The sequence below is a fragment of the Rhodococcus sp. 06-470-2 genome (assembly GCF_002258235.1).
Classification (GTDB): domain Bacteria; phylum Actinomycetota; class Actinomycetes; order Mycobacteriales; family Mycobacteriaceae; genus Rhodococcoides.
Genome location: NZ_NOYB01000011.1, coordinates 133,537 through 152,792 on the forward strand (window position 1 = coordinate 133,537; position 19,256 = coordinate 152,792).

Annotated in this window: 18 protein-coding genes; 10 read left to right on the forward strand and 8 right to left on the reverse strand. The window is 65.2% G+C overall.

The window, feature by feature from the left end; all coding sequences use genetic code 11:
- The first annotated feature begins 12 nt into the window (after positions 1-12).
- The 5 genes from CH276_RS07520 to CH276_RS07540 all read left to right on the forward strand — a co-directional run bounded on the left by CH276_RS07520 (position 13) and on the right by CH276_RS07540 (position 5,295).
- Positions 13-573, forward strand: coding sequence for a molybdenum cofactor biosysynthesis protein (locus CH276_RS07520; RefSeq protein WP_094631200.1), 561 nt, complete (start codon positions 13-15; stop codon positions 571-573).
- A gap of 152 nt (positions 574-725) precedes the next feature.
- The gene (locus CH276_RS07525; RefSeq protein WP_032396252.1) at positions 726-2,117 is read left to right on the forward strand and encodes a GntP family permease; all 1,392 of its coding nucleotides are present in this window, start codon (positions 726-728) and stop codon (positions 2,115-2,117) included.
- Positions 2,118-2,164: 47 nt separating this feature from the next.
- A complete protein-coding gene (locus tag CH276_RS07530; protein WP_032395785.1) occupies positions 2,165-3,385 on the forward strand; it encodes a CaiB/BaiF CoA transferase family protein in 1,221 nt (406 codons plus the stop codon).
- Positions 3,386-4,309: a hydroxymethylglutaryl-CoA lyase gene (locus tag CH276_RS07535; protein WP_094631202.1), complete on the forward strand. Its 924-nt coding sequence runs from the start codon at positions 3,386-3,388 to the stop codon at positions 4,307-4,309.
- Complete coding sequence (locus CH276_RS07540) at positions 4,306-5,295, forward strand: 2-hydroxyacid dehydrogenase (protein ID WP_094631203.1); 990 nt, start codon at positions 4,306-4,308, stop codon at positions 5,293-5,295. The genes CH276_RS07535 and CH276_RS07540 overlap by 4 nt, the downstream gene beginning before the upstream one ends.
- On the opposite strand, the gene CH276_RS07545 is transcribed toward CH276_RS07540, so the two are convergent.
- Both CH276_RS07545 and CH276_RS07550 read right to left on the reverse strand, forming a co-directional pair.
- The gene (locus tag CH276_RS07545; protein WP_094631204.1) at positions 5,283-6,059 is read right to left on the reverse strand and encodes an IclR family transcriptional regulator; all 777 of its coding nucleotides are present in this window, start codon (positions 6,057-6,059) and stop codon (positions 5,283-5,285) included. The genes CH276_RS07540 and CH276_RS07545 overlap by 13 nt on opposite strands.
- Positions 6,060-6,075: 16 nt before the next feature.
- Positions 6,076-6,663 carry a TMEM175 family protein gene (locus CH276_RS07550; protein ID WP_094631205.1) on the reverse strand — a complete coding sequence of 196 codons (588 nt, stop codon included), beginning with the start codon at positions 6,661-6,663 and terminating at the stop codon, positions 6,076-6,078.
- Positions 6,664-6,701: 38 nt separating this feature from the next.
- Between CH276_RS07550 and CH276_RS07555 the strand changes: the two genes are divergently transcribed.
- Positions 6,702-8,108 carry an APC family permease gene (locus tag CH276_RS07555; protein ID WP_094631206.1) on the forward strand — a complete coding sequence of 469 codons (1,407 nt, stop codon included), beginning with the start codon at positions 6,702-6,704 and terminating at the stop codon, positions 8,106-8,108.
- On the opposite strand, the gene CH276_RS07560 is transcribed toward CH276_RS07555, so the two are convergent.
- Positions 8,102-9,544 carry a dihydrolipoyl dehydrogenase family protein gene (locus CH276_RS07560; protein WP_094631207.1) on the reverse strand — a complete coding sequence of 481 codons (1,443 nt, stop codon included), beginning with the start codon at positions 9,542-9,544 and terminating at the stop codon, positions 8,102-8,104. The two genes, CH276_RS07555 and CH276_RS07560, sit on opposite strands and share 7 nt — an antisense overlap.
- A 29-nt stretch (positions 9,545-9,573) precedes the next feature.
- Here CH276_RS07560 and CH276_RS07565 point away from each other — a divergent pair, with 29 nt between their 5' ends.
- Positions 9,574-10,332: an SDR family oxidoreductase gene (locus CH276_RS07565; protein WP_032395778.1), complete on the forward strand. Its 759-nt coding sequence runs from the start codon at positions 9,574-9,576 to the stop codon at positions 10,330-10,332.
- 14 nt (positions 10,333-10,346) lie between these two features.
- On the opposite strand, the gene CH276_RS07570 is transcribed toward CH276_RS07565, so the two are convergent.
- The 3 genes from CH276_RS07570 to CH276_RS07580 are packed head-to-tail and all read right to left on the reverse strand — an operon-like array spanning position 10,347 to position 12,617.
- Positions 10,347-10,592, reverse strand: a complete 246-nt coding sequence (locus CH276_RS07570; RefSeq protein ID WP_032395777.1) for a DUF2630 family protein — start codon at positions 10,590-10,592, stop codon at positions 10,347-10,349.
- A 16-nt stretch (positions 10,593-10,608) separates the two neighbouring features.
- Positions 10,609-11,856, reverse strand: a complete 1,248-nt coding sequence (locus CH276_RS07575) for a hypothetical protein (RefSeq protein ID WP_094631208.1) — start codon at positions 11,854-11,856, stop codon at positions 10,609-10,611.
- On the reverse strand, positions 11,853-12,617 hold the full coding sequence (locus tag CH276_RS07580; RefSeq protein WP_032395775.1) for a crotonase/enoyl-CoA hydratase family protein: 765 nt from the start codon (positions 12,615-12,617) through the stop codon (positions 11,853-11,855). The genes CH276_RS07575 and CH276_RS07580 overlap by 4 nt, the downstream gene beginning before the upstream one ends.
- A 61-nt stretch (positions 12,618-12,678) precedes the next feature.
- On the opposite strand from CH276_RS07580, the gene CH276_RS07585 reads away from it, so the two are divergent.
- Positions 12,679-13,281: a TetR/AcrR family transcriptional regulator gene (locus CH276_RS07585; protein ID WP_094631283.1), complete on the forward strand. Its 603-nt coding sequence runs from the start codon at positions 12,679-12,681 to the stop codon at positions 13,279-13,281.
- A complete protein-coding gene (locus CH276_RS07590; protein ID WP_094631209.1) occupies positions 13,268-14,884 on the forward strand; it encodes an acyl-CoA dehydrogenase family protein in 1,617 nt (538 codons plus the stop codon). Before CH276_RS07585 ends, CH276_RS07590 begins: the two co-directional genes overlap by 14 nt.
- Before the next feature lie 10 nt (positions 14,885-14,894).
- Here CH276_RS07590 and CH276_RS07595 read toward each other — a convergent pair whose 3' ends face one another.
- Positions 14,895-15,905, reverse strand: a complete 1,011-nt coding sequence (locus tag CH276_RS07595) for a type IV toxin-antitoxin system AbiEi family antitoxin domain-containing protein (protein ID WP_094631210.1) — start codon at positions 15,903-15,905, stop codon at positions 14,895-14,897.
- A 124-nt stretch (positions 15,906-16,029) separates the two neighbouring features.
- Positions 16,030-17,679 (reverse strand): glucose-6-phosphate isomerase, encoded by a 1,650-nt coding sequence (pgi, locus tag CH276_RS07600; protein ID WP_094631284.1) that lies wholly within the window; start codon positions 17,677-17,679, stop codon positions 16,030-16,032.
- 82 nt (positions 17,680-17,761) lie between these two features.
- Here pgi and CH276_RS07605 point away from each other — a divergent pair, with 82 nt between their 5' ends.
- Positions 17,762-19,213 carry an NAD-dependent succinate-semialdehyde dehydrogenase gene (locus CH276_RS07605; RefSeq protein WP_094631285.1) on the forward strand — a complete coding sequence of 484 codons (1,452 nt, stop codon included), beginning with the start codon at positions 17,762-17,764 and terminating at the stop codon, positions 19,211-19,213.
- Positions 19,214-19,256: the final 43 nt, after the last annotated feature.

The following is a 19,256-nucleotide window of genomic DNA, read 5'->3' on the forward strand; positions in this document are numbered from 1 at the left end:
AGACTCGAGGGCATGCTTTTCGAGTATCGCGCCGAGATCGTGCAGTTGCTGCGCTCGCCCACACACGCCTACTTCGGTAGATCCAAGGACGGCCCGGCCAAGTCGGCGACGGACCTGCCGACCAGCGTCGAGATCGTGGCGCACAAAGGCATTCGTGGAGATCGGTTCTTCGGCGTGAAGGCACACACCGAGGCGGCGGTGAGCTTTCTGGCCGTCGAGGCCTGGGAGGCCGTCGGCGACGTACTCGGGGTCGATGTGCCCGATCCGTCCGTGGCCAGGCGAAACGTCGTCGTACGCGGGCTGGAACTCGACCCGTTGCGAGGGCTGGAATTCGAGCTCGATTCCGGTGACGGCTGGATTCGGTTCCGTGGTGGCCGGCCGGCCCATCCGTGCGCGTGGATGGACCGGATGGTGGTGGACGGTGCACGTAAGGCGCTGATCGGTCGCGGCGGACTGCGTGTCGAGCCGCTGTCCGACGGCATCCTGCGGGTCGGGGAACTGCTGGTCCGCTCGCCCGTCGAACTCGATCCCTCTCGGGCCGCGCTCTCGATAAGGCGCGCTCAGCCAATCTGACCTGGCTCTCGGCGGACCTTCGTGGTTCCGTGCTGCCCAGGCCCTTGCTCACGAAGTAAATCTGTGCCCATAATGTGGGTATTGGTGTGATGGATCACATCGAGCCGCATGCGATGGCAGCGGTCACTCTTTTTCAGCGGGAAGAATTGCCGATGTCCGATATGTGGATCGTGATCAACACCGTCGTCGCCGTCCTGGCGGTGGTGGTCTTCATCGTTCGTTTTCACTTCAACCCGGTGATCTCGCTGGTGCTCGGGGCCGCGTACCTGGGACTGGCGACGAAGCTCGGAGTCGGCACCACCGTCGACACCATCACCGGCGGCTTCGGCGAGATCATGGCCGAGGTGGGCCTGCTCATCGCCTTCGGCGTTCTGATGGGTTCGGTACTGCAGGAGATGAATGCCATCCAGCGACTCGTCGGCACGTTGCTGCGAACATTCGGACCCAAGCGGCTGCCGTACGCACTCTCGCTGACCATCGCGACCCTGCTGCAGTCCATCTTCCTCGACGTGCTGCTCGTGATCTCCGCTCCGCTCGCCCGCAACCTCGCCCCGAAGATCGGCAAGTACGGCACAGCGCGAATGGCCACGGCGCTGGCGATCGCGCTCGAATGCGGCATTGTGTTCATGGTCCCCGGTGTCGCGACGCTCGCACTGGCCGGACTGCTCGGCGTGCCGCTGGGCAAGATGATGATCTACGGACTGATCCTGATCGTTCCGGTCGTCGTGCTGTCGGTGGCCGTCATGTCGTTCGTCTTTCGGCACGGCTGGTGGAACGAGGAGAAGGACGAGCAGCAGATCGTCGTGGTCCCAGAGCCTGTGGTCCCGGAGCCTGCCGATTCCGGCGACGAGCCTCTCGAAACCGGAGGTGGCGTAGCCCAGAAGGTGCGCACCGAGAAGCAGACGTCGCTGCTGGTGTTGCTCTCGCCGCTGCTGCTCGCGCTCGTCCTCATTGCCATCGGAGCCGTACTCGAAGTCGCCGAGATCTCGATTCCCGTCGTCGAGTTCATTGCCAGCCCGGTCATCGCGCTGCTGATCGGCTTGGTGGGAACGTGCCTCATCGGTCGCTACCACGTCGGACAGGCTCGGGTGGAGAAGGCTCTCGCCCGTGGCTTCGCGGAGAGCGGTCAGATACTGATCCTCACCGGCGTCGGTGGATCGCTCGCGGCCGTCATCAACGAGGCGGGTCTCGGCGACATCCTCGGCCAATACTTCACGGCGAGCACCGCAGCGCCGCTCCTGATGGTGTGGGTCATCGCGGCCGCATTGCACATCGCCGTGGGATCGGTGACGATCTCCGCCATCACCTCGGCCGGCATTCTCGCCCCGGTCGCTCCGCTGATCGGTCTCGACCCGGTGTTCATCGCACTCGCCGCCGGTGCCGGATCGTTGTTCGCCGTCCACGTCACCAGCAACACCTTCTGGCTCCTGCAGTCCTTGATGGGCCAGTCGACCCGAGGCACACTCAAGACGTGCTCGGTGGGCGTCTCGGTGGCATCGGTCATCGCCATCGCGTTGATCGTGCCGATGAGCTGGATCCTGTGAGCCCTGATTCCATGAGCCCTGATTCCGGGAGTATCGAAAGGAACACGATGGCATTGCCGCTCAGCGGAGTTCGAGTTCTCGAACTCGGCAACTACATAGCCGCCCCTACTGCGGCGCGCATGCTCGCCGATTTCGGTGCCGAGGTCATCAAGGTCGAACGGCCGGGAACCGGCGACGAACTACGCAACTGGCGGCTCTACTCCGGCACCACGTCGATGCTCTATCGCACGATCAACCGCAACAAGAAATCGATCGTGCTGGACCTGCGTACCGAACAGGGCCGCAAGGACGTCGTCGACCTCGCAGCGAAATGCGACATCGTGCTCGAGAACTTCCGGCCGGGCACGCTGGAGAAATGGGGTATCTCGCCGGAAGTGCTCAGCGCAGCCAACCCCGAATTGATCATCACGCGCATCTCGGCCTTCGGCCAGACGGGCCCCATGTCGCAGCGACCCGGATTCGCCGCTGTCGCAGAGGCGTACGGCGGCTTTCGCAATCTCGTGGGTGACCCGGATCGGCCACCCGTCCGGGTCGGGGTCTCGATCGGGGACTCCATCGCCGGGCTGTACGCGGCGTTCGGATGCGTCATGGCCCTGTTCCAACGGCAGACCCAGCGCGCGGCGCAGGCCTCGGACGGGCAGTCTCCGCTGTCGCTGGCACAGCGTTCCATCGATGTGGCGCTGAACGAATCGATTCTGTCGATGATGGAATCGCTGATTCCGGACTACCTCGCCTACGGTGTCGAACGCGAGCGCACGGGCGGCCGAATGGAAGGCATCGCACCCTCGAACGCGTACCCGTGCAACGACGGACACTCGATCATCATCGCCGGCAACGGCGATGCGATCTTCCAGCGCTACATGGAGACCATCGATCGTCCCGATCTGGGAGCCGACCCGGACCTGGCGTCCAACGCCGGTCGGTGGCGTCGACGCGACGAGTTGGACGCCGCGATCTCGGCGTGGACCGGGTTGCACTCGCGCGAGCAGGCGTTGAAGATTCTCGACGCCGCCGGGGTGCCGTCGGGTCCGATCTACACCGCGGCGGACATCGTCGCCGACGAACAGTACGCCGCCCGCAACATGATTCAGCACTTCTCGGTCGACACCGGAGGTGACGAGCCCACCGACGTCGGATTCGTCGGCGTCGTCCCGGTGATCGGTGACGCGTCCCTGCCGATTCGTTCGGTCGGACCGGATCTGGGCGAACACACCAGGGAAGTACTGTCGACTCTGCTCGGCCGCACCGACGAAGAGATGAGCCTCTAGATGTACCGATTCGCTCCCGCCGCAGAGCTTCGCGACGTCACGATGCGCGACGGTCTGCAGCTCACCGGCAAGATGCTCGCCACCGAACGAAAGCTCGAGATCATCAGAGCGCTCATCGAACTCGGCGTGCCCTCGCTCGAGATCGGCTCGATGGCTCGGGGTGACAAGGTGCCGCCGATGGCCAACACGCTCGAGGTGATCGGTGAGCTCACCGCCGCCGAACTCGCTCGATGCTGGGTGTGGGTCGCCACTCCACGTCACATCGAAAAGGCCGCTGCCGCCGGAGCCCGCAACTTCCAGTACTGCTTCTCCGCCTCGGACTCGCACAATCAGGCCAACATCGGCCGTACCACCGAGGTGTCCCTGGCTGCGATGCCCGACGCCGTCGACATCACTCGATCGGTCGGCGGTGAGATAGAGCTCTGCATCGCGACCTCCTTCACCTGCCCCTTCGAGGGGCAGGTGCCGCCGGACCGGGTCATCGAGATCGCCAACGACGAACGAGCAACCGGTGCAACGGATATCGTCATCTGTGACACCCTCGGGCAGGCGGTACCGGTACAGGTACAGTCGCTGATCTCGCGGGTCCGCGAGGAAACCCCCGACCGCAGAGTGGTGTTCCACGGACACGACACCTGGGGCCTGGGCGTCGCGAACACCCTCGCGGCGATCTCGGCCGGTGCCACGATGATCGACGGTTCACTGGGCGGACTGGGCGGATGCCCCTTCGCTCCTGGCGCCAGCGGTAACACCTCGTCGGAGGACATTCTCTTCGCGACACGGCCGGACTGGTTCGAGCCGGCGACGCTGGCGTCCATGGCGTCCCTCTCGGAGGGGCTGCTCGCCGAGCTGGACGAGCCCATGCGATCGAAGGCCGTTCAGGGTGTCCGGTCCGAGGCGCGCGCCTTCGAGTGGGTCGCATGAGCCGCATCCTCGTCACCACCGAGATCCCGGCACCGGGGATGGACATTCTGCGGGCGGCAGGGGACGTGGACCTGAGGGCGGTCGATCACGAGCAACTCGTCGCCGCCTGCTCCTCCGGTGAATACTCGGTCGTGGTGTCCCAGTTACGTGATCGGTTCGATGCGGAGTTGCTGGAGACGGCGTCGATCGTCGGGATCTCCAACTACGCCGTCGGATTCGACAACATCGACATCGCCGCCGCGACGCAGCGCGGGATCACCGTCGCCAACACCCCAGGGGTTCTGACGAACTCGACCGCCGACATCGCGATGCTGTTGATACTGTCCACTGCTCGCCGCGCCGTGGAGGCCGATGCATTCGTCCGTTCCGGCTCGTTCACCGGGTGGGAGCCGGAACTGCTTCTCGGCAGCGATGTCTCGGATCGAGTACTGGGACTGGCCGGCTTCGGCCGCATTGCCCGCGCCACCGCTCGCCGGGCATTGGGGTTCGGCATGACGGTGAAGTTCTGTCCGCGTCCCCCCGGTGATCGAGAGGTCTCCGACGACGAGCTCGGTGAGTTCGCGGGTCGCGTCGAGCATGCGTCGTGGGACGAGATCGTCACGACCAGCGATTTTCTGTCCCTGCACGTTCCGCTGTCGGACTCCACCCACCATCTGGTGGACGCCGAAGTGCTCGGGGCGATGAAGCCGTCGGCGATCGTGATCAACACCGCGCGAGGACCGGTGATCGACGAGGCCGCTCTGGTGACCGCGCTCCGCGAGGGGACCGTTGCCGCAGCAGGATTGGACGTCTACGAGCGCGAGCCGGCCCTCGAACCCGGCCTGGCCGATCTGCCCAACACGGTATTGCTCCCACATGTGGGGAGCGCGACGGTGTCGGTGCGTTCGGAGATGGCCCGGCTGTGCGCCACCAACGCAGCTGCGATGGTCGGCGGTTCGATACCTGCGCATCCGGTGAATCCCGACGCCTGGTCTCACGCAGGGTAGCGGCCGCCGAGGGTCCTCGTGATCTGCTCGGCGTGGGAGATCAGCAGATCCACCCAGTCCTCGCACTGCGACTGCGGCATGCGCAGTGTCGGTCCGCTGATGGTGACGGCACCGACGATGTCCGCGGCCGAATCGAACACCGGTGCGGACAGTCCCGACGCTCCGGTCTCGCGCTCGCCGGTGGTGATCGCATAACCGTCGGCTCTGGTCTGCGCCAACAGGGTTCGCATCGTCTCGGCTTCGGTCACCGTCTGCTCGGTCATCGATTCGAGTTCACGGGACAGGACACGCTCTGCCAGGTCGTCGTCCCAGGCCAGCAGGACGCGGCTGGCCGATCCTGCGCTGAGCGGGATCACCTTGCCGACGTACATGTCCCGGCGCAAGGCGTGGCGGGTCTCGGCGATGGCGACGCACACGCGGTAGTTCTGTTCCGGCCGAAAGAAACACGCGGTCTCGGTCGTCAGATCGCGCATGTTCTTGAGCACGGGGTTGACGACCGACAGCACGTCGAGGTCCTTGGTCGCCGTCGCTGCCCAGTAGGCCATCCGCACTCCGATACGGATCCGATCGCCGCCCCGGTCCAGAAATCCTTGCTGCACAAGGTTGGTGACGAGACGCTGCACCGTCGAGGTGGGCAGGCCGGTGGTCTGTTGGATCTCACCGAGCGTCATCGAAGGGCGGTCGAACGAGAAGGCGTCGAGAATCTCGGTGATCTTGCCCAGCACGAGAAGCGGTTGCTGCTTCGACGCGCTCTCGGTACTCACCCGACCAATCTACTCGTCAGACACGGCCGAGGAGGCGGTTGATCGGCGCTGTCAGGAACAGGAGGAGCAGCGACCACAGGCCCAGCGGTGTGAACGCCAGTCCCAGAGCGGCCAGGATGAGAACCGAGGTGATCGCGCCGTTGCGCACGCCGCCGTGACGCGGTGCGTCGTCGGCGACGATGTTCGGATGCCGGGAGACGATCACGTCGGCCGCGAACATCGAGACGACCGACACCGCGATGGTCGCGACGTACAACGGCACCGCACTGGCGTCGTACCCGCTCTTCTCGGCGATCAACTTGGTGGGGAACGGCAGGAACACGATCGAGAGCAACCAGACGAAGTTCACCCACATCAAACCCTTGGTGTAGCCGACCAGGGCACGGAACACGCGATGATGGCTCAGCCACTGCGAGAAGATGACCAGAAAGCTGAGCACGAATGCGAACAGCTCGACACCGCGGTCACGCAGAATATCGACGAATTGTGCGCTTTCGTCCGGTTCGGCCAGTTCCACCAACGGCAGAATGAGCAGTGTCGCGGCAATCGCGACCACGGCGTCGCTGAAGTTGACGAGTCTGTCGAATCCACGTTCGTATTCCATGTCAGCATTGTGCACTTCGGACGAGTAGCGTCCGAACGATGTCCGATCGACGTACTCTCACCACCGGCCGAGTGGTATTTCTCGTGGTTGCTGCGGCGGCCCCGATGGCGGCCATGATCGGCAACGTGCCGCTGGCCCTCATACGCGGCAACGGTGCCGGTCTGCCTGCGGCCTACGCGATCAGTGCCGTTGTGCTGCTGTGCTTCTCGGTGGGTTTCGCGGCGATCAGTCAGCAGGTGTACAGCACCGGAGCCTTCTACACCTACATCGGTCTCGCACTGGGGAAGCCGCCGGGAGTTGCTGCCGCGTATGTCGCAGTTGTCGCGTATACCTCGCTCGCATGTGGACTTTCGGGTGCGTTCGGATATTTCACTCACCTGGTGTTCGCCGATTCCGGTATCGACATTCCGTGGTACGTCTTCACGGCGGTCGCTGTCGTGATTGTCGCTTTCCTGGGTTTCAGGAATGCCGATCTTTCCGCGAAGGTGTTGGGAACGCTGATGGTTCTCGAATTCGCTTTTCTGACGGTGTTCAACGTCCTGGTGGTGGGTGAGAAGGGAACCGCGGCGATACCACTGGAATCGTTCAGTCCCACGCAGGTGTTTTCCGGATCGCTGGGGATAGCGATGATGTTCGCCTTCTCGAGTTTCATCGGTTTCGAGTCGGCCGCCCTCTACGGAGAGGAAACCAAGGACCCCAGACGCAGCATCCCACGCGCGACGTTCATCGCGGTGTCGCTCATCGCGGTCTTCTATGTGCTGACGAGTTGGATCATCGTCGGGGCCGCGGGCGGAGTCGATGCGCCGGTGCTGGCGCAGAGCGAACTGGGCAATCTTCTGTTCACGCTGGCGCAGCAGTACGGAGGAACGGTGCTGTACGACGGTACGGCAGTATTGTTGTGCACCAGCGTGCTCGCGTCGTATCTCGCCGTACACAACGCAGCGAGCCGATATCTGTTCGCCCTCGGGCGTGAGCACGTACTTCCGGCGCGGTTGGGCCGAATTCACCCGCATCACTCGAGCCCGCACATCGGCAGCATCACCGCCTCACTGGTGGCTGCCGTGGCGCTGGCGGTGTTCGCGGTGACCGGTGCCGACCCGTACCTGATCTACGCCGCCGGGGCCATCGGACTCGGAACTCTGGGGGTGATCGCCCTGCAGGCCGCCGCAGCGCTGTCGGTGGTGGTGTTCTTCATCGGCCACCCCGACCGTTCCGTGTGGCGCACCGCTGTCGCCCCCGGCATCGGCTTCGTCGGTTTCATGACCGGATTGATCCTCGCCGGAACGCATTACAGCGTTCTCACCGGTTCCGATTCTGCGGTCGTCAATGCGATACCCGTGGTGTTGATACTCGCCGCGATCCTCGGTGTCCTGGTGGCTCTGCGCATCAGGAAAGCGGACCCGAAGACCTACGAGGGAATCGCCGCGGCCTACATGCGTCAGTGATCGGCTGTTCTGCGAGCCTCGAGGAGTCTGAGCCAGATTTCGCTGACCGTCGGGTACGACGGCACCGCATGCCACAGGTCGTCGATCGAAACCTTGCCGACCACAGCCACAGTGGCTGCGTGGACCAGCTCGGCGACTCCCGGACCGACGAAGGTTGCGCCGACTATCGTGTCGGCGGCGCGGTCGATCACCAGCTGCGCCCGTCCCGAGTAATCGTCCTGCTGCAGAGACGAACCCGCGACGGCGATGTCCTGCGCGACGATCTCGACGTCGATGCCCGCCTCCCTGGCCTTGGCCTCGGTCAGCCCGACGGAGGCCACCTCGAGTGGAGTGAACACCACCTGGGGAATTCGACCGTGATCTGCGGTCGCACGGAATCTCTTGCTGTCCAGGGGCTTTCCCTCGGCCCTGGCGGCGATGACGTCGCCGGCCACGCGGCCCTGGTACTTGCCCATGTGCGTCAGCGGGGCTCGTCCGTTGACGTCGCCCACCGCGTAGAGCCACTCGTGGCCGGGAACGTTCAGGTGATCGTCGACATCGATGTAGCGCCCCTCCTCGAGTCCGAGGCTCGACAACCCGAGGTCCGCACTCGCCGGGTTACGTCCCGCGGCGACGAGAATCTCGTCGACCGTGATCTCGCTGCCGTCGACGACGAGACCGACCGGGCCACCGTGAATTCGACCGATGCCGGTGTCGGCGGGGTTCTCTCGTGACACGGACTCGAGGGTGGCGTCGAGCATGATGGTGGCACCTCGCGCCGTCAGCGCGTTCGCGACGAGTTCGCCTGCGAACGGTTCGGAAGCGGCGAGCAGCGACGAGCCGCGCTCGATCATCGTGACCTTCGCTCCGAGCGAGAGCAACCAGGTGGCCGCTTCCGTCGCGACGACGCCACCGCCGATGACGGCGATGTGGCCGGGGGTCTCGTGAATGTTGGTGGCATCGCGGGAGATCCACGGCCGGGCGTCGCGCAGCCCCGGTGTGTTCGGTACCGATGCAGTGGTTCCGGTGGCGAGGACGACGGCGTGCCGGGCGGTGAGCGTGCGCCCGTCGACCTCGACGGTTCTGTCCCCGGTCAGGCGTCCGTGACCGCGCACGACGGAGATCCCTGCTTTCTCCGCCCACGTCATCTGCGACGAATCGTCGAGGCCGTGGGTGAAGGATTCGCGTCGGGCCAGGACGGCGTCGGCATCGAGGGGCTGATCGCCGACCAGTTCCTTGACCCCCGGCATGTTTCGTGCGGTGTCGAGAACCTCGCTGGGGCGCAGCAGCGCCTTGCTCGGCATACACGCCCAGTACGAGCATTCGCCGCCGAGCAGTTCGTGCTCGACGATCACGACCGTGCGGTCGCTGCCCTGTGTCGCATACTGAGCGGCGTTCTCGCCGACCGGGCCACCGCCGATGACGATGACATCGAATTCCGAGCTTTCTGAGGCCATTGCTCCACAGTGACATAGGCTCGCCGCTTATGGCGACCACTCGGAACAAGATTCTGATCACCGGAGCGAGCTCGGGGCTCGGCGAGGAAATGGCGCGACGGTTCGCAGGCATGGGCCGGGATCTGGCGCTCTGCGCCCGGCGGGTCGAGCGGCTGGACGACCTTCGTGCGGAGCTGATGCACCACAACCCGAACATCACCGTGGTGGTCCGAGCACTCGACGTCACCGATCACGACGCGGTGGGTGAGGTGTTCGGAAAACTGCGAGACGAATTGGGCGGCCTCGATCGAGTGATCGTCAATGCCGGTCTCGGCAAGGGCGCGAAGATCGGAACCGGCCGCGCCGACGCCAACCTGCAGACCGCGCACACGAACTTCATCGGAGCGCTGTCGCAGGCCGAGGCCGCACTGTCGATCTTTCGTGAGCAGAAACGCGGGCACCTGGTGTTCGTCTCGTCCATCAGCGCCGACCGGGGACTGCCGGGGGCCAAGGCGACCTACTCGGCCAGCAAAGCGGCAGTGGCGTCGTTGGGTGAATCGTTGGCCACGGAACTGTCGCGAACCGACATCACCGTCACCACCCTGCTACCCGGGTTCATCGCCACCGACATGTCCGCCAATGCGGGCGACAGTGCCGCTCTCACAGCCACTCTGGACGAGGGGGTGTCGGCGATGGTCGACGCCATCGAGAGCGAGACCCGCCGCGCCGCGCTACCCGGACTCAAGTGGCGGGGCATCGACGCGGCGCTGAGGTTCCTGCCGAATGTGCTGACGGATCGACTGGTGTAGCTCCAGGGCCGGGGTTACTGCAGGTACCCCTCGACCTGGTCGATGCTGTTGGCGGTTGCGGTGTCGGGGTTCTGGCCTGCGTCGATGCGCGCCCGGCGCTGGCGGAGCAGGTCCCAGCACTGGTCGAGGGCGTGCTCGAGGGATGCCAGTTGAGCCTTCTCGGTGTCCGGGTCGATATCGCCCGACTGGGTCTCGGTGCGAAGTTTGTGCTCGGTGGCGATGAGCTGCTGGATCTTGGTGTGGATATCGTGCTCGTTCATGGCGACAACGCTAGACCTACCAGGGTTCGGCGGCCAGGTTCCGTGTCGCCAGGGCTCGATGTACGGCCGCGGTGAGCTCGGCGGTCGATCCCGCCAGGGCGTTGTCGGTGCACACGAGCGAGAGTGTGTAGTTGCCGTCCAGTCGGGAGAGGTAGGTCGACATCCTGATCGTCGACAGCGCGCCCGACGGGTTCGGATGAATCGCGCGGGTCGCGAGTCCGCACGATCGGTGGGAGCCGAGTGCGGTGATGCCGTCGGGAATGTCGCCGATGTTGGAGCACAACACTTCTCCGCGGCCCGGGGTCGACGTCAGCTTCGCGGCGAGACGGTGGGGGAGCAGCTGGACGATCTCGGGTGGATAGCCTGCCGGGGCCCCGACAGGTTTGCCGAACGCCGCCTTGCACGCTGCTCGGATGGCCGCGGGCGAGTCGTCTCCACGGACGGCGACGGTGGCCATGCCGATGGCGTTGGCATCACCGGACCCGGTGCGAAAAGGAATGTCGACGGTCACCGCGGGTGACCCGAGTTCGCTCATCGTGGCGGCGACGATGGAGACGAACAGCGAATTGGCCGATCCACCGACGCGTCGCGCCGTCGAATCCCATTCCGCAGCATCGATATCCACGATCACCGACTGCATCCCGTGTGCGTGGTGTGGCGCGATACCGCCGGGGTCGCCGGTGGTGAACGCCCGCAGTTCGGCGCGGGCCTTCCTGCTGACCCACAATCTGGCCGTCGCCGCGATGGATCGCAGGGCAACGGTGACGATCATCGAGATCGCGTCCTTCACATCCGAGCCCGGATGCAGCGCAGGCGCGGGTGCCGATCCGGAAAAGGCGCGAGCGGCAGAGTCGATCAGTTCCCTGGCATCGGCCAGCGCGTGCGAACACACCAGAGACAGCACGGTGCCGCCGTGTGCAACGGGCGCGGCCGTCAACCGCCAGCCGGGCCCGTACTGCGGGTCGAGTCGAACGTCTGCCTGCGTATCGGCCCATCCGATGATGTCGTCGACCGGGTCGGTGGCGTAGACGAGCGGAAGCGTCGCGGACGAGATGTCCCATCGAAGCCGTGCTCCGGGTATGCGGGGCTTGCCGACTCGACGGCCGAGCTGCCCGACGGCCAGCTCGTCGTGGATCCGGTCGAGTTCTGCTCGGCTCACCGTCTCGGTGGTGCGCCAGATACCTTGGAGGGCAATGGGAATTCCGTAGCCGCGGTGGGTCCGGAGAAAGATCTCGTCGATCACCGACAGGCGGGTGGATTTCACGGGCTCGCGGTGCCGTGTCGTCCCGCCCCCGAAGCGAACCTGCTCGCGCCGCTGAGCGCGTCGGCGTTGATCGAGATGGCACCGTGTCGGAATTCGTTCCGCAAGGCGGTCTCCTCGTCGAGACCGTCCTGTTCGAGCAGGGACAGTCGATCCTCTCGCATGCACGTCTGCGGCAGCAGGGCGAGTTGAGCAGCCAACGCCTCCGCTTCCGACCGGGCTCGACCCACCGGAACCCTTCTGGTGATCAGACCGATGTTCAACGCTTCCTCGGAGTCGACAGCGCGACCGGTGAGGATCATGTCCATCGCTCGGCCCGTGCCCACGATGCGCGGCAATCGCACTGTGCCGCCGTCGATCAACGGAACTCCCCAGCGTCGGCAGAAGACGCCGAACGTGGCGTCGTCCTCGGCGATGCGGAGGTCGCACCACAGCGCGAGTTCCAGTCCGCCCGCGACGGCGTATCCCGACACGGCGGCGATGACGGGCTTGGACAACCGCATTCGCGTCGGGCCCATCGGGCCGTCCCCGTGTTCGGTCGCGTGATTCGAGCGTGGAGTGCCCAGTGCTTTCAGGTCGGCTCCCGAGCAGAACGTGCCGCCCTCGCCCCACAGCACTGCCACCGAGGCTGATTCGTCGGCGTCGAACTCCTCGAACGCCTGGATCAACTCCTGGGCGGTGGGGCCGTCGACGGCATTGCGTGCCTCGGGGCGCGACAGGACGATGGTGGTGACGGGGCCTGATCGCTCGATCCGTACCGACATGTCAGTGAACGTTACTCGAGTTCTCTTGCGTGAAGCAATGAATCAGTGCTTCAATCCTTGCGTGCCGTATCGACGAACCCCAGCAGTGCAGGCCAGGCTCGACGCCGGTCGCGACAAGCTCTTCGCCGCCGCCATCGAGATCCTCTCGACGCAGGGATATGCAGGCCTGTCGGTGGCCTCGGTCGCCGCGGCAGCAGGAGTGTCCTCGGGCAGCGTCTACACCCATTTCGAGGGGAAAGCAGATCTGGTGGTCGCGATCTTTCGCGAGGTCTGCAGTCGGGAGGTCGCCGCGGTGGTCACCGCGTGCGAGCACGGCAGCGCCGTCGAGCGAGTGACCGCAGTGGTGCAGACATTCGCCGGACGCGCCCTGAAGAACCGGACGATGGCGTACGCCCTGCTGGCCGAACCGGTCGACCCGGCCGTGGACGCCGAGCGTCTGGTGTTCCGGCAGAAGTTCACCGACGCCTTCGCCGACGCGATCGTGGCGGGCATCGACGCCGGAGAGATCCCCGAGCAGGACGCGGCCATCTCGGCAGCAGCGCTGGTCGGTGCCGTCGGCGAAGTGATGGTCGGCCCGTTGTCCTCGCACGAATCGGTGGATCCAGTACCCAGTCTCGTTGCATTGTCGTTGCGCGCGTTAGGAGTTCGAGATGGACACGTATGAGGTATTCAACCAGGCCATCGACCTGACGCCCTACGACACCTCCGCGGACCCGTCGTTGCTCGACGGCGTGACGAGGGCAGGCGCAGGCTGGGCACTCGACGAGGTCGGCCGGCTCGGGGCGCTCGCCGGTGGTGTGCAAGCCCAGGAGTGGGGCAGGCTCGCCAACGAGAACCCGCCGGTGCTGAGAACCCACGATCGCTACGGGCACCGAATCGACGAGGTCGAATTCCACCCGCACTGGCACGATCTGATGACCGTTGCCGTCGAGCACGGACTGCACGCCACCCCATGGACCGACGACCGCGTCGGTGCACACGTCGCCCGTGCCGCCAAGTTCTACGTCTGGGGCCAGGCCGAGGCCGGGCACATGTGCCCCATTTCGATGACCTACGCCGTCGTTCCGGCGTTGCGGCACAACCCCTCTCTGGCTGCACAGTACGAGCCGCTGCTGGCGTCGCGGGAATACGACTTCGGTCTGCGCGAACCGTCTGGCAAACGCGGCTTGATCGCCGGTATGTCGATGACGGAGAAGCAGGGCGGCTCGGACGTTCGCGCGAACACCACCACGGCCACCCCGTCGTCGGACGGCACCTATTCGATCGTCGGCCACAAGTGGTTCACGTCGGCACCGATGTCGGACATGTTCCTCACCCTCGCGCAGGCACCCGGCGGACTCTCGTGCTTCATGCTGCCGCGCGTACTGCCCGACGGCACCCGCAACCGAATGATGCTGCAGCGCTTGAAGGACAAGCTGGGCAACAAGTCGAACGCATCCGGGGAGCTCGAATACCACGGGGCCACCGGCTGGCTCGTCGGCGAAGAGGGGCGCGGGGTCCGCACCATCATCGAGATGGTCAACATGACCAGGTTGGACTGCGTCATCGGGTCGGCGGCCGGAATTCGCAACGCCACGGTGCGCGCAGTTCATCACGCGCGTCATCGGGCTGCGTTCGGGGCCGCACTGGTCGATCAGCCGCTGATGCGAAACGTCCTGGCGGACCTGACCGTCGAATCCGAGGCCGCCACCGCCGCCATGATCCGCCTGGCTCAGGCCACCGACGGCTCGGCCCGCGGCGACGAGCGGGAGAGCGCACTGCGCCGAATCGCGTTGGCCGTCACCAAGTACTGGGTGTGCAAACGAGCTCCCGCCCACGCCGCCGAGGCCCTCGAATGTCTCGGTGGCAACGGCTACGTCGAGGAATCGGGAATGCCTCGGCTGTTCCGCGAATCGCCGCTGATGTCGATCTGGGAAGGATCGGGCAACGTCGCCGCACTCGATTCCCTGCGGGCACTGGCCCGTCAACCCGACAGTGTCGAGGCGTTCTTCGGTGAGATCGGCCAGGCGGCGGGCGCGGATTCTCGCCTGGACGACGCCATCGCGCGGGTCGGCAAGGAACTCTCCGACACCTCCGACATGGAATACCGGGCCCGCCGAGTCGTCGAACTGATGGCACTGACCTTTCAGGGCGCGCAACTGGTGATGTACGGGGATTCCGCTGTCGCCGATGCCTTCTGCGCCAGTCGACTCGACCGAGACTGGGGCATCGCCTTCGGCACCCTGCCGACGGGAGTCGATACGGCGGCGGTCTTGGCTCGGGTGTGATGCTGGGGATTCACGCCCCTCGTGGGAATTCGCACCGCCTGTAGGGTGCGCATATTCCAACGAGCGCCGTAGCCGCGGGGAGGGGGAGTTCGGCGTACCGTCCACTCGGCGGGCCGAGGAGCAACGCACGCCGATAGGCAGCATGGAGCCTGTCGATGATGACATGCGGAGTCGACAAGTCCCGCCAGTCGAATCTGAAGACGGTCCTGCCCTGCTCGGCGAGCCGGTTGTGGCGATTCTTCTCTGCGATGATTGCTTGCCGTGGCTGCGGACCGTACTTGTTTTCCCCGTCGAACTCGGCGATCACCTCGGCCAGGTCGGGAAACAGGAAGTCGGTACGGGCGATGCGTCGACCGCCGTCGTCGAAGATCGTCTGATTGGACAGCGGAGTCGACACTGTCTGCAGGATCAGTCGCGATCTACTCTCGCCGACACTGTCGCTGCGTGCACTCATCGCGCCGATAGCTCGTCGAGCGCGTCCAGCACCGCTTCGGTGTTGCGCCGCATCGCACGATTTCTCGAGTTCGTCGATCGTGGTGAGGCCGTGCCGCAATGCCCGATCACCGAGACACACCGCAACGTCGAGTGGATGAGTCCTGGCGACGTCGACGACTGTGCGCGCTGGGCGGGTGACCCGCATACCGTCGAGATGAAGCCACTCGTCGTCGAGTAGATCGGTGCCGTGAAGGAACCGGCGTCGACTTCGTTTGCCCGAGTGGCCGCGACGCGTGGTCATCGTCACCGTGTCCAGCGGTAAGTTCCACACGTCGAGTCCGAGAACCACCGCCGCGGATGCATGACTGAGTACGACGTCGTCGCCGCAATCGACATAGGTCGCCTGAGCCAGGAGCGCATGCTGCTGCTCAGAGTCCAGTGTCGCGAGAACATCCTCTCGAACGAACCAGCCTCTGCGGATTGCAACGATGGACTTGTGTGCGCGTGCCCGTCGAAGGTCATCATCGGTGAAGCCCGACGCGAGTGCATCGGCACGGGTGAAGAGCCCACGTTGGTCGAAGTCCATGCTCGATTGGACGCACGGCTGACCTGTTTGGATCCGCTGAGCGCAATCTACGGCCCGTCCGGGAATCCGCACCGCCTGCAGGGTGCGTGGATTCCTACTGGGGCCGTAGATCCGCCTACGGCCCTCAGGCCGAACGACCCCGCTGTGATCGGTACCAGCGCACCAGTGCATCGGTGGATGAATCCGATTGTGCGGCAGGGGCTTCGGCGTCGGTGAGGACAGGCGTCAGTTCGAGGGCCTGGGTCTTGCCCAGTTCGACGCCCCACTGGTCGTAGGAGTCGACTCCCCAGATGACGCCTTCGACGAAGACCTGGTGTTCGTACAGGGCGATCAACTGACCGACCACCGACGGCGTGAGCTTGGGGGCGAGGATCGAGGTGGACGGGCGGTTGCCGGGCATCACCTTGTGCGGCACCACATCTGCCGGGGTGTCCTCGGCGGCGATCTCCTCGGCGGTCTTGCCGAACGCGAGCACCTTGGTTTGCGCGAAGAAGTTGCTCATCAGCAGATCGTGCATCGATCCGGTGCCGTCGCGGGTGGGCAGATCGTCGGTGGGTTCGGCGAATCCGATGAAGTCCGCGGGCACCAAACGTGTTCCCTGATGCAGCAATTGGTAGAAGGCATGCTGGCCGTTGGTGCCCGGCTCGCCCCAGAAGATCTCGCCGGTCGGCGTGGTGACGGGGGAGCCGTCGGCCTTGACGGACTTGCCGTTGGACTCCATGGTCAGCTGCTGCAGGTATGCCGCGAAACGGGAGAGATCATTCGAATACGGCAGCACCGCACGGGTTTCCGCGCCGAAGAAGGAGCTGTACCACATGCCGACGAGGCCGAGCAGAACCGGCGCGTTCTCGGCCAGCGGCGTCGACCGGAAGTGCTCGTCGATACGATGAAAGCCGTCGAGGAACTCGCCGAACGCCTCCTTGCCCACAACGGCCATGACCGACAACCCGATTGCCGAATCGACGGAGTAGCGTCCGCCGACCCAATCCCAGAAACCGAACATGTTGGCGGTGTCGATGCCGAAGTCCGCAACCCGCTCGGCGTTGGTGGACACGGCGACGAAGTGCTTGGCGACGGCATCTTCACCGAGAGCGTCGACGAGCCAGCGCCGGGCCGCGGTGGCGTTGGTCAGCGTTTCGAGGGTGGAGAACGTCTTGGACGCGATGATGAACAGCGTCGACGCGGGGTCGAGTCCGTCTAGCGCACCGACGAGATCCGCGGGGTCGACGTTGGAGACGAACTTCGCGGAAATACCCGCGTCGGCGTAGTGCCGGAGCGCGTTGTAGACCATGACCGGTCCGAGGTCGGATCCGCCGATGCCGATGTTGACGACGGTGGAGATCTTTTCGCCGGTGGCACCGACCCATTCGCCCGAACGTACTCGATCGGTGAATTCGCCCATGGCCGTGAGGACTTCGTGTACATCGGCGACGACATCCTGGCCGTCGACGGTCAACGACGCGTCGGCAGGCAGACGCAGCGCAGTGTGCAGCACGGCGCGGTCCTCGGAAGTATTGATGTGCTCGCCCGCGAACATGGCGTCGCGTTTGCCTTCGACATCGGCGGTGCGGGCCAGTTCGACGAGCAACTCGACGGTCTCGCGAGTGATGCGGTGCTTGCTGTAGTCGATGTGCAGATCCGCGGCCTCGAGGGTGAACGTACGGCCTCGGTCGGCGTCATCGGCGAACAGTTGCCGAAGATGAGTTTCGGCGATCGCGGAATGGTGTTCGGTCAGCTTCTGCCAGGCATCCGTGCCGGTGATATCGACGCTCATACGAACCAACAGTAATCCCGTGCCCAGTCGCGCGCGCGTCGTTCTCGTTTGCGCCGGGCGCTGCGGAGGCATCATGGACGGTATGGACCAACGTGCATTGATCGAATCGATTCCGGCAAAACTGTGGATCGGCGGCAAGGCCGTCGACGCCGAAGGAGGTAAGACGTTCCCGGTGAACGATCCGGCCACCGGGCGGCCCCTGACGGAGGTGGCCGACGCCTCGCCCGCCGACGCGATGAAAGCGCTCGACGCAGCGGCGGCGGCGCAGAAGAGCTGGGCGGCAACACCTGCCCGCGAGCGCAGTGAAATTCTGCGAGCGGCGTTCGAGAAGGTCACCGAACGTGCCGACGACATCGCGCTGCTGATGACCCTGGAGATGGGTAAGGCCCTCGCCGAATCCAAGGCCGAGGTGAAGTACGGTGCCGAGTTCTTCCGCTGGTTCGCCGAGGAAGCAGTCCGCATCGGCGGTCGCTACACCCCGGCCCCGGCGGGCAATGGACGCATCCTCGTCACCAAGGCTCCGGTGGGGCCGGTACTGGCGATCACTCCGTGGAACTTCCCGTTGGCGATGGGCACCAGAAAGATCGGGCCCGCTCTGGCCGCCGGCTGCACCATCGTCGTCAAGCCCGCTCGTGAGACCCCGCTGACGATGCTGCTGCTCGCTCAGATCTTCGACGAGGTCGGCCTGCCCGAAGGTGTGCTCTCGGTGCTGACGACGTCGAAGTCCGGCGACGTCACCGGACCCCTCATCGAGGATCCGCGGATGCGCAAACTCACCTTCACCGGTTCGACGGGCGTCGGCAAGTCTCTCGTCCAGAAGTCCGCGACTCGGCTGCTGCGCACCTCGATGGAGCTCGGTGGCAACGCGCCGTTCGTGGTGTTCGACGACGCGAACATCGACGACGCGGTGGACGGCGCAATGCTCGCCAAGATGCGCAACGGCGGCGAGGCCTGCACCGCGGCGAACCGTCTGCACGTGCACAACAGCGTGCGCGAGGAGTTCACCACCAAGCTCGTGGCGAAGATGGCCGAGATGAAGCTCGGCCCCGGCGTCGACCCCGATACGAAACTCGGACCGCTCATCAACGCCGACCAACTCGAAACCGTGCAGGAACTCGTCGACGACGCGGTGGCCAAGGGCGCGACGGTGAAACTCGGGGGCACTGCGCCGGGCGGCGACGGCTACTTCTACCCGGCGACCGTTCTCACCGACGTGCCTACCGACGCGAGAATCCTGAAGGAAGAGGTGTTCGGGCCGGTGGCTCCGATCGTCGGCTTCGACACCGAGCAGGAAGGCATCGACGCTGCGAACAACACCGAGTACGGCCTGGCGTCGTACATCTACACCGAGAATCTCGATCGTGCGCTACGGGTGGCCGACGCCATCGACAGTGGCATGGTGGGCGTCAACCGCGGAGTGATCTCGGACGCGGCTGCGCCGTTCGGTGGGGTGAAGGAATCGGGATTCGGCCGTGAAGGCGGATCGGAGGGAATCGAGGAGTACCTCGAGACCAAGTACATCGCTCTGAAGTGAACGAACGCAGGTCGGGTGCGCACGCGGCGCGCCCGACCTGGGT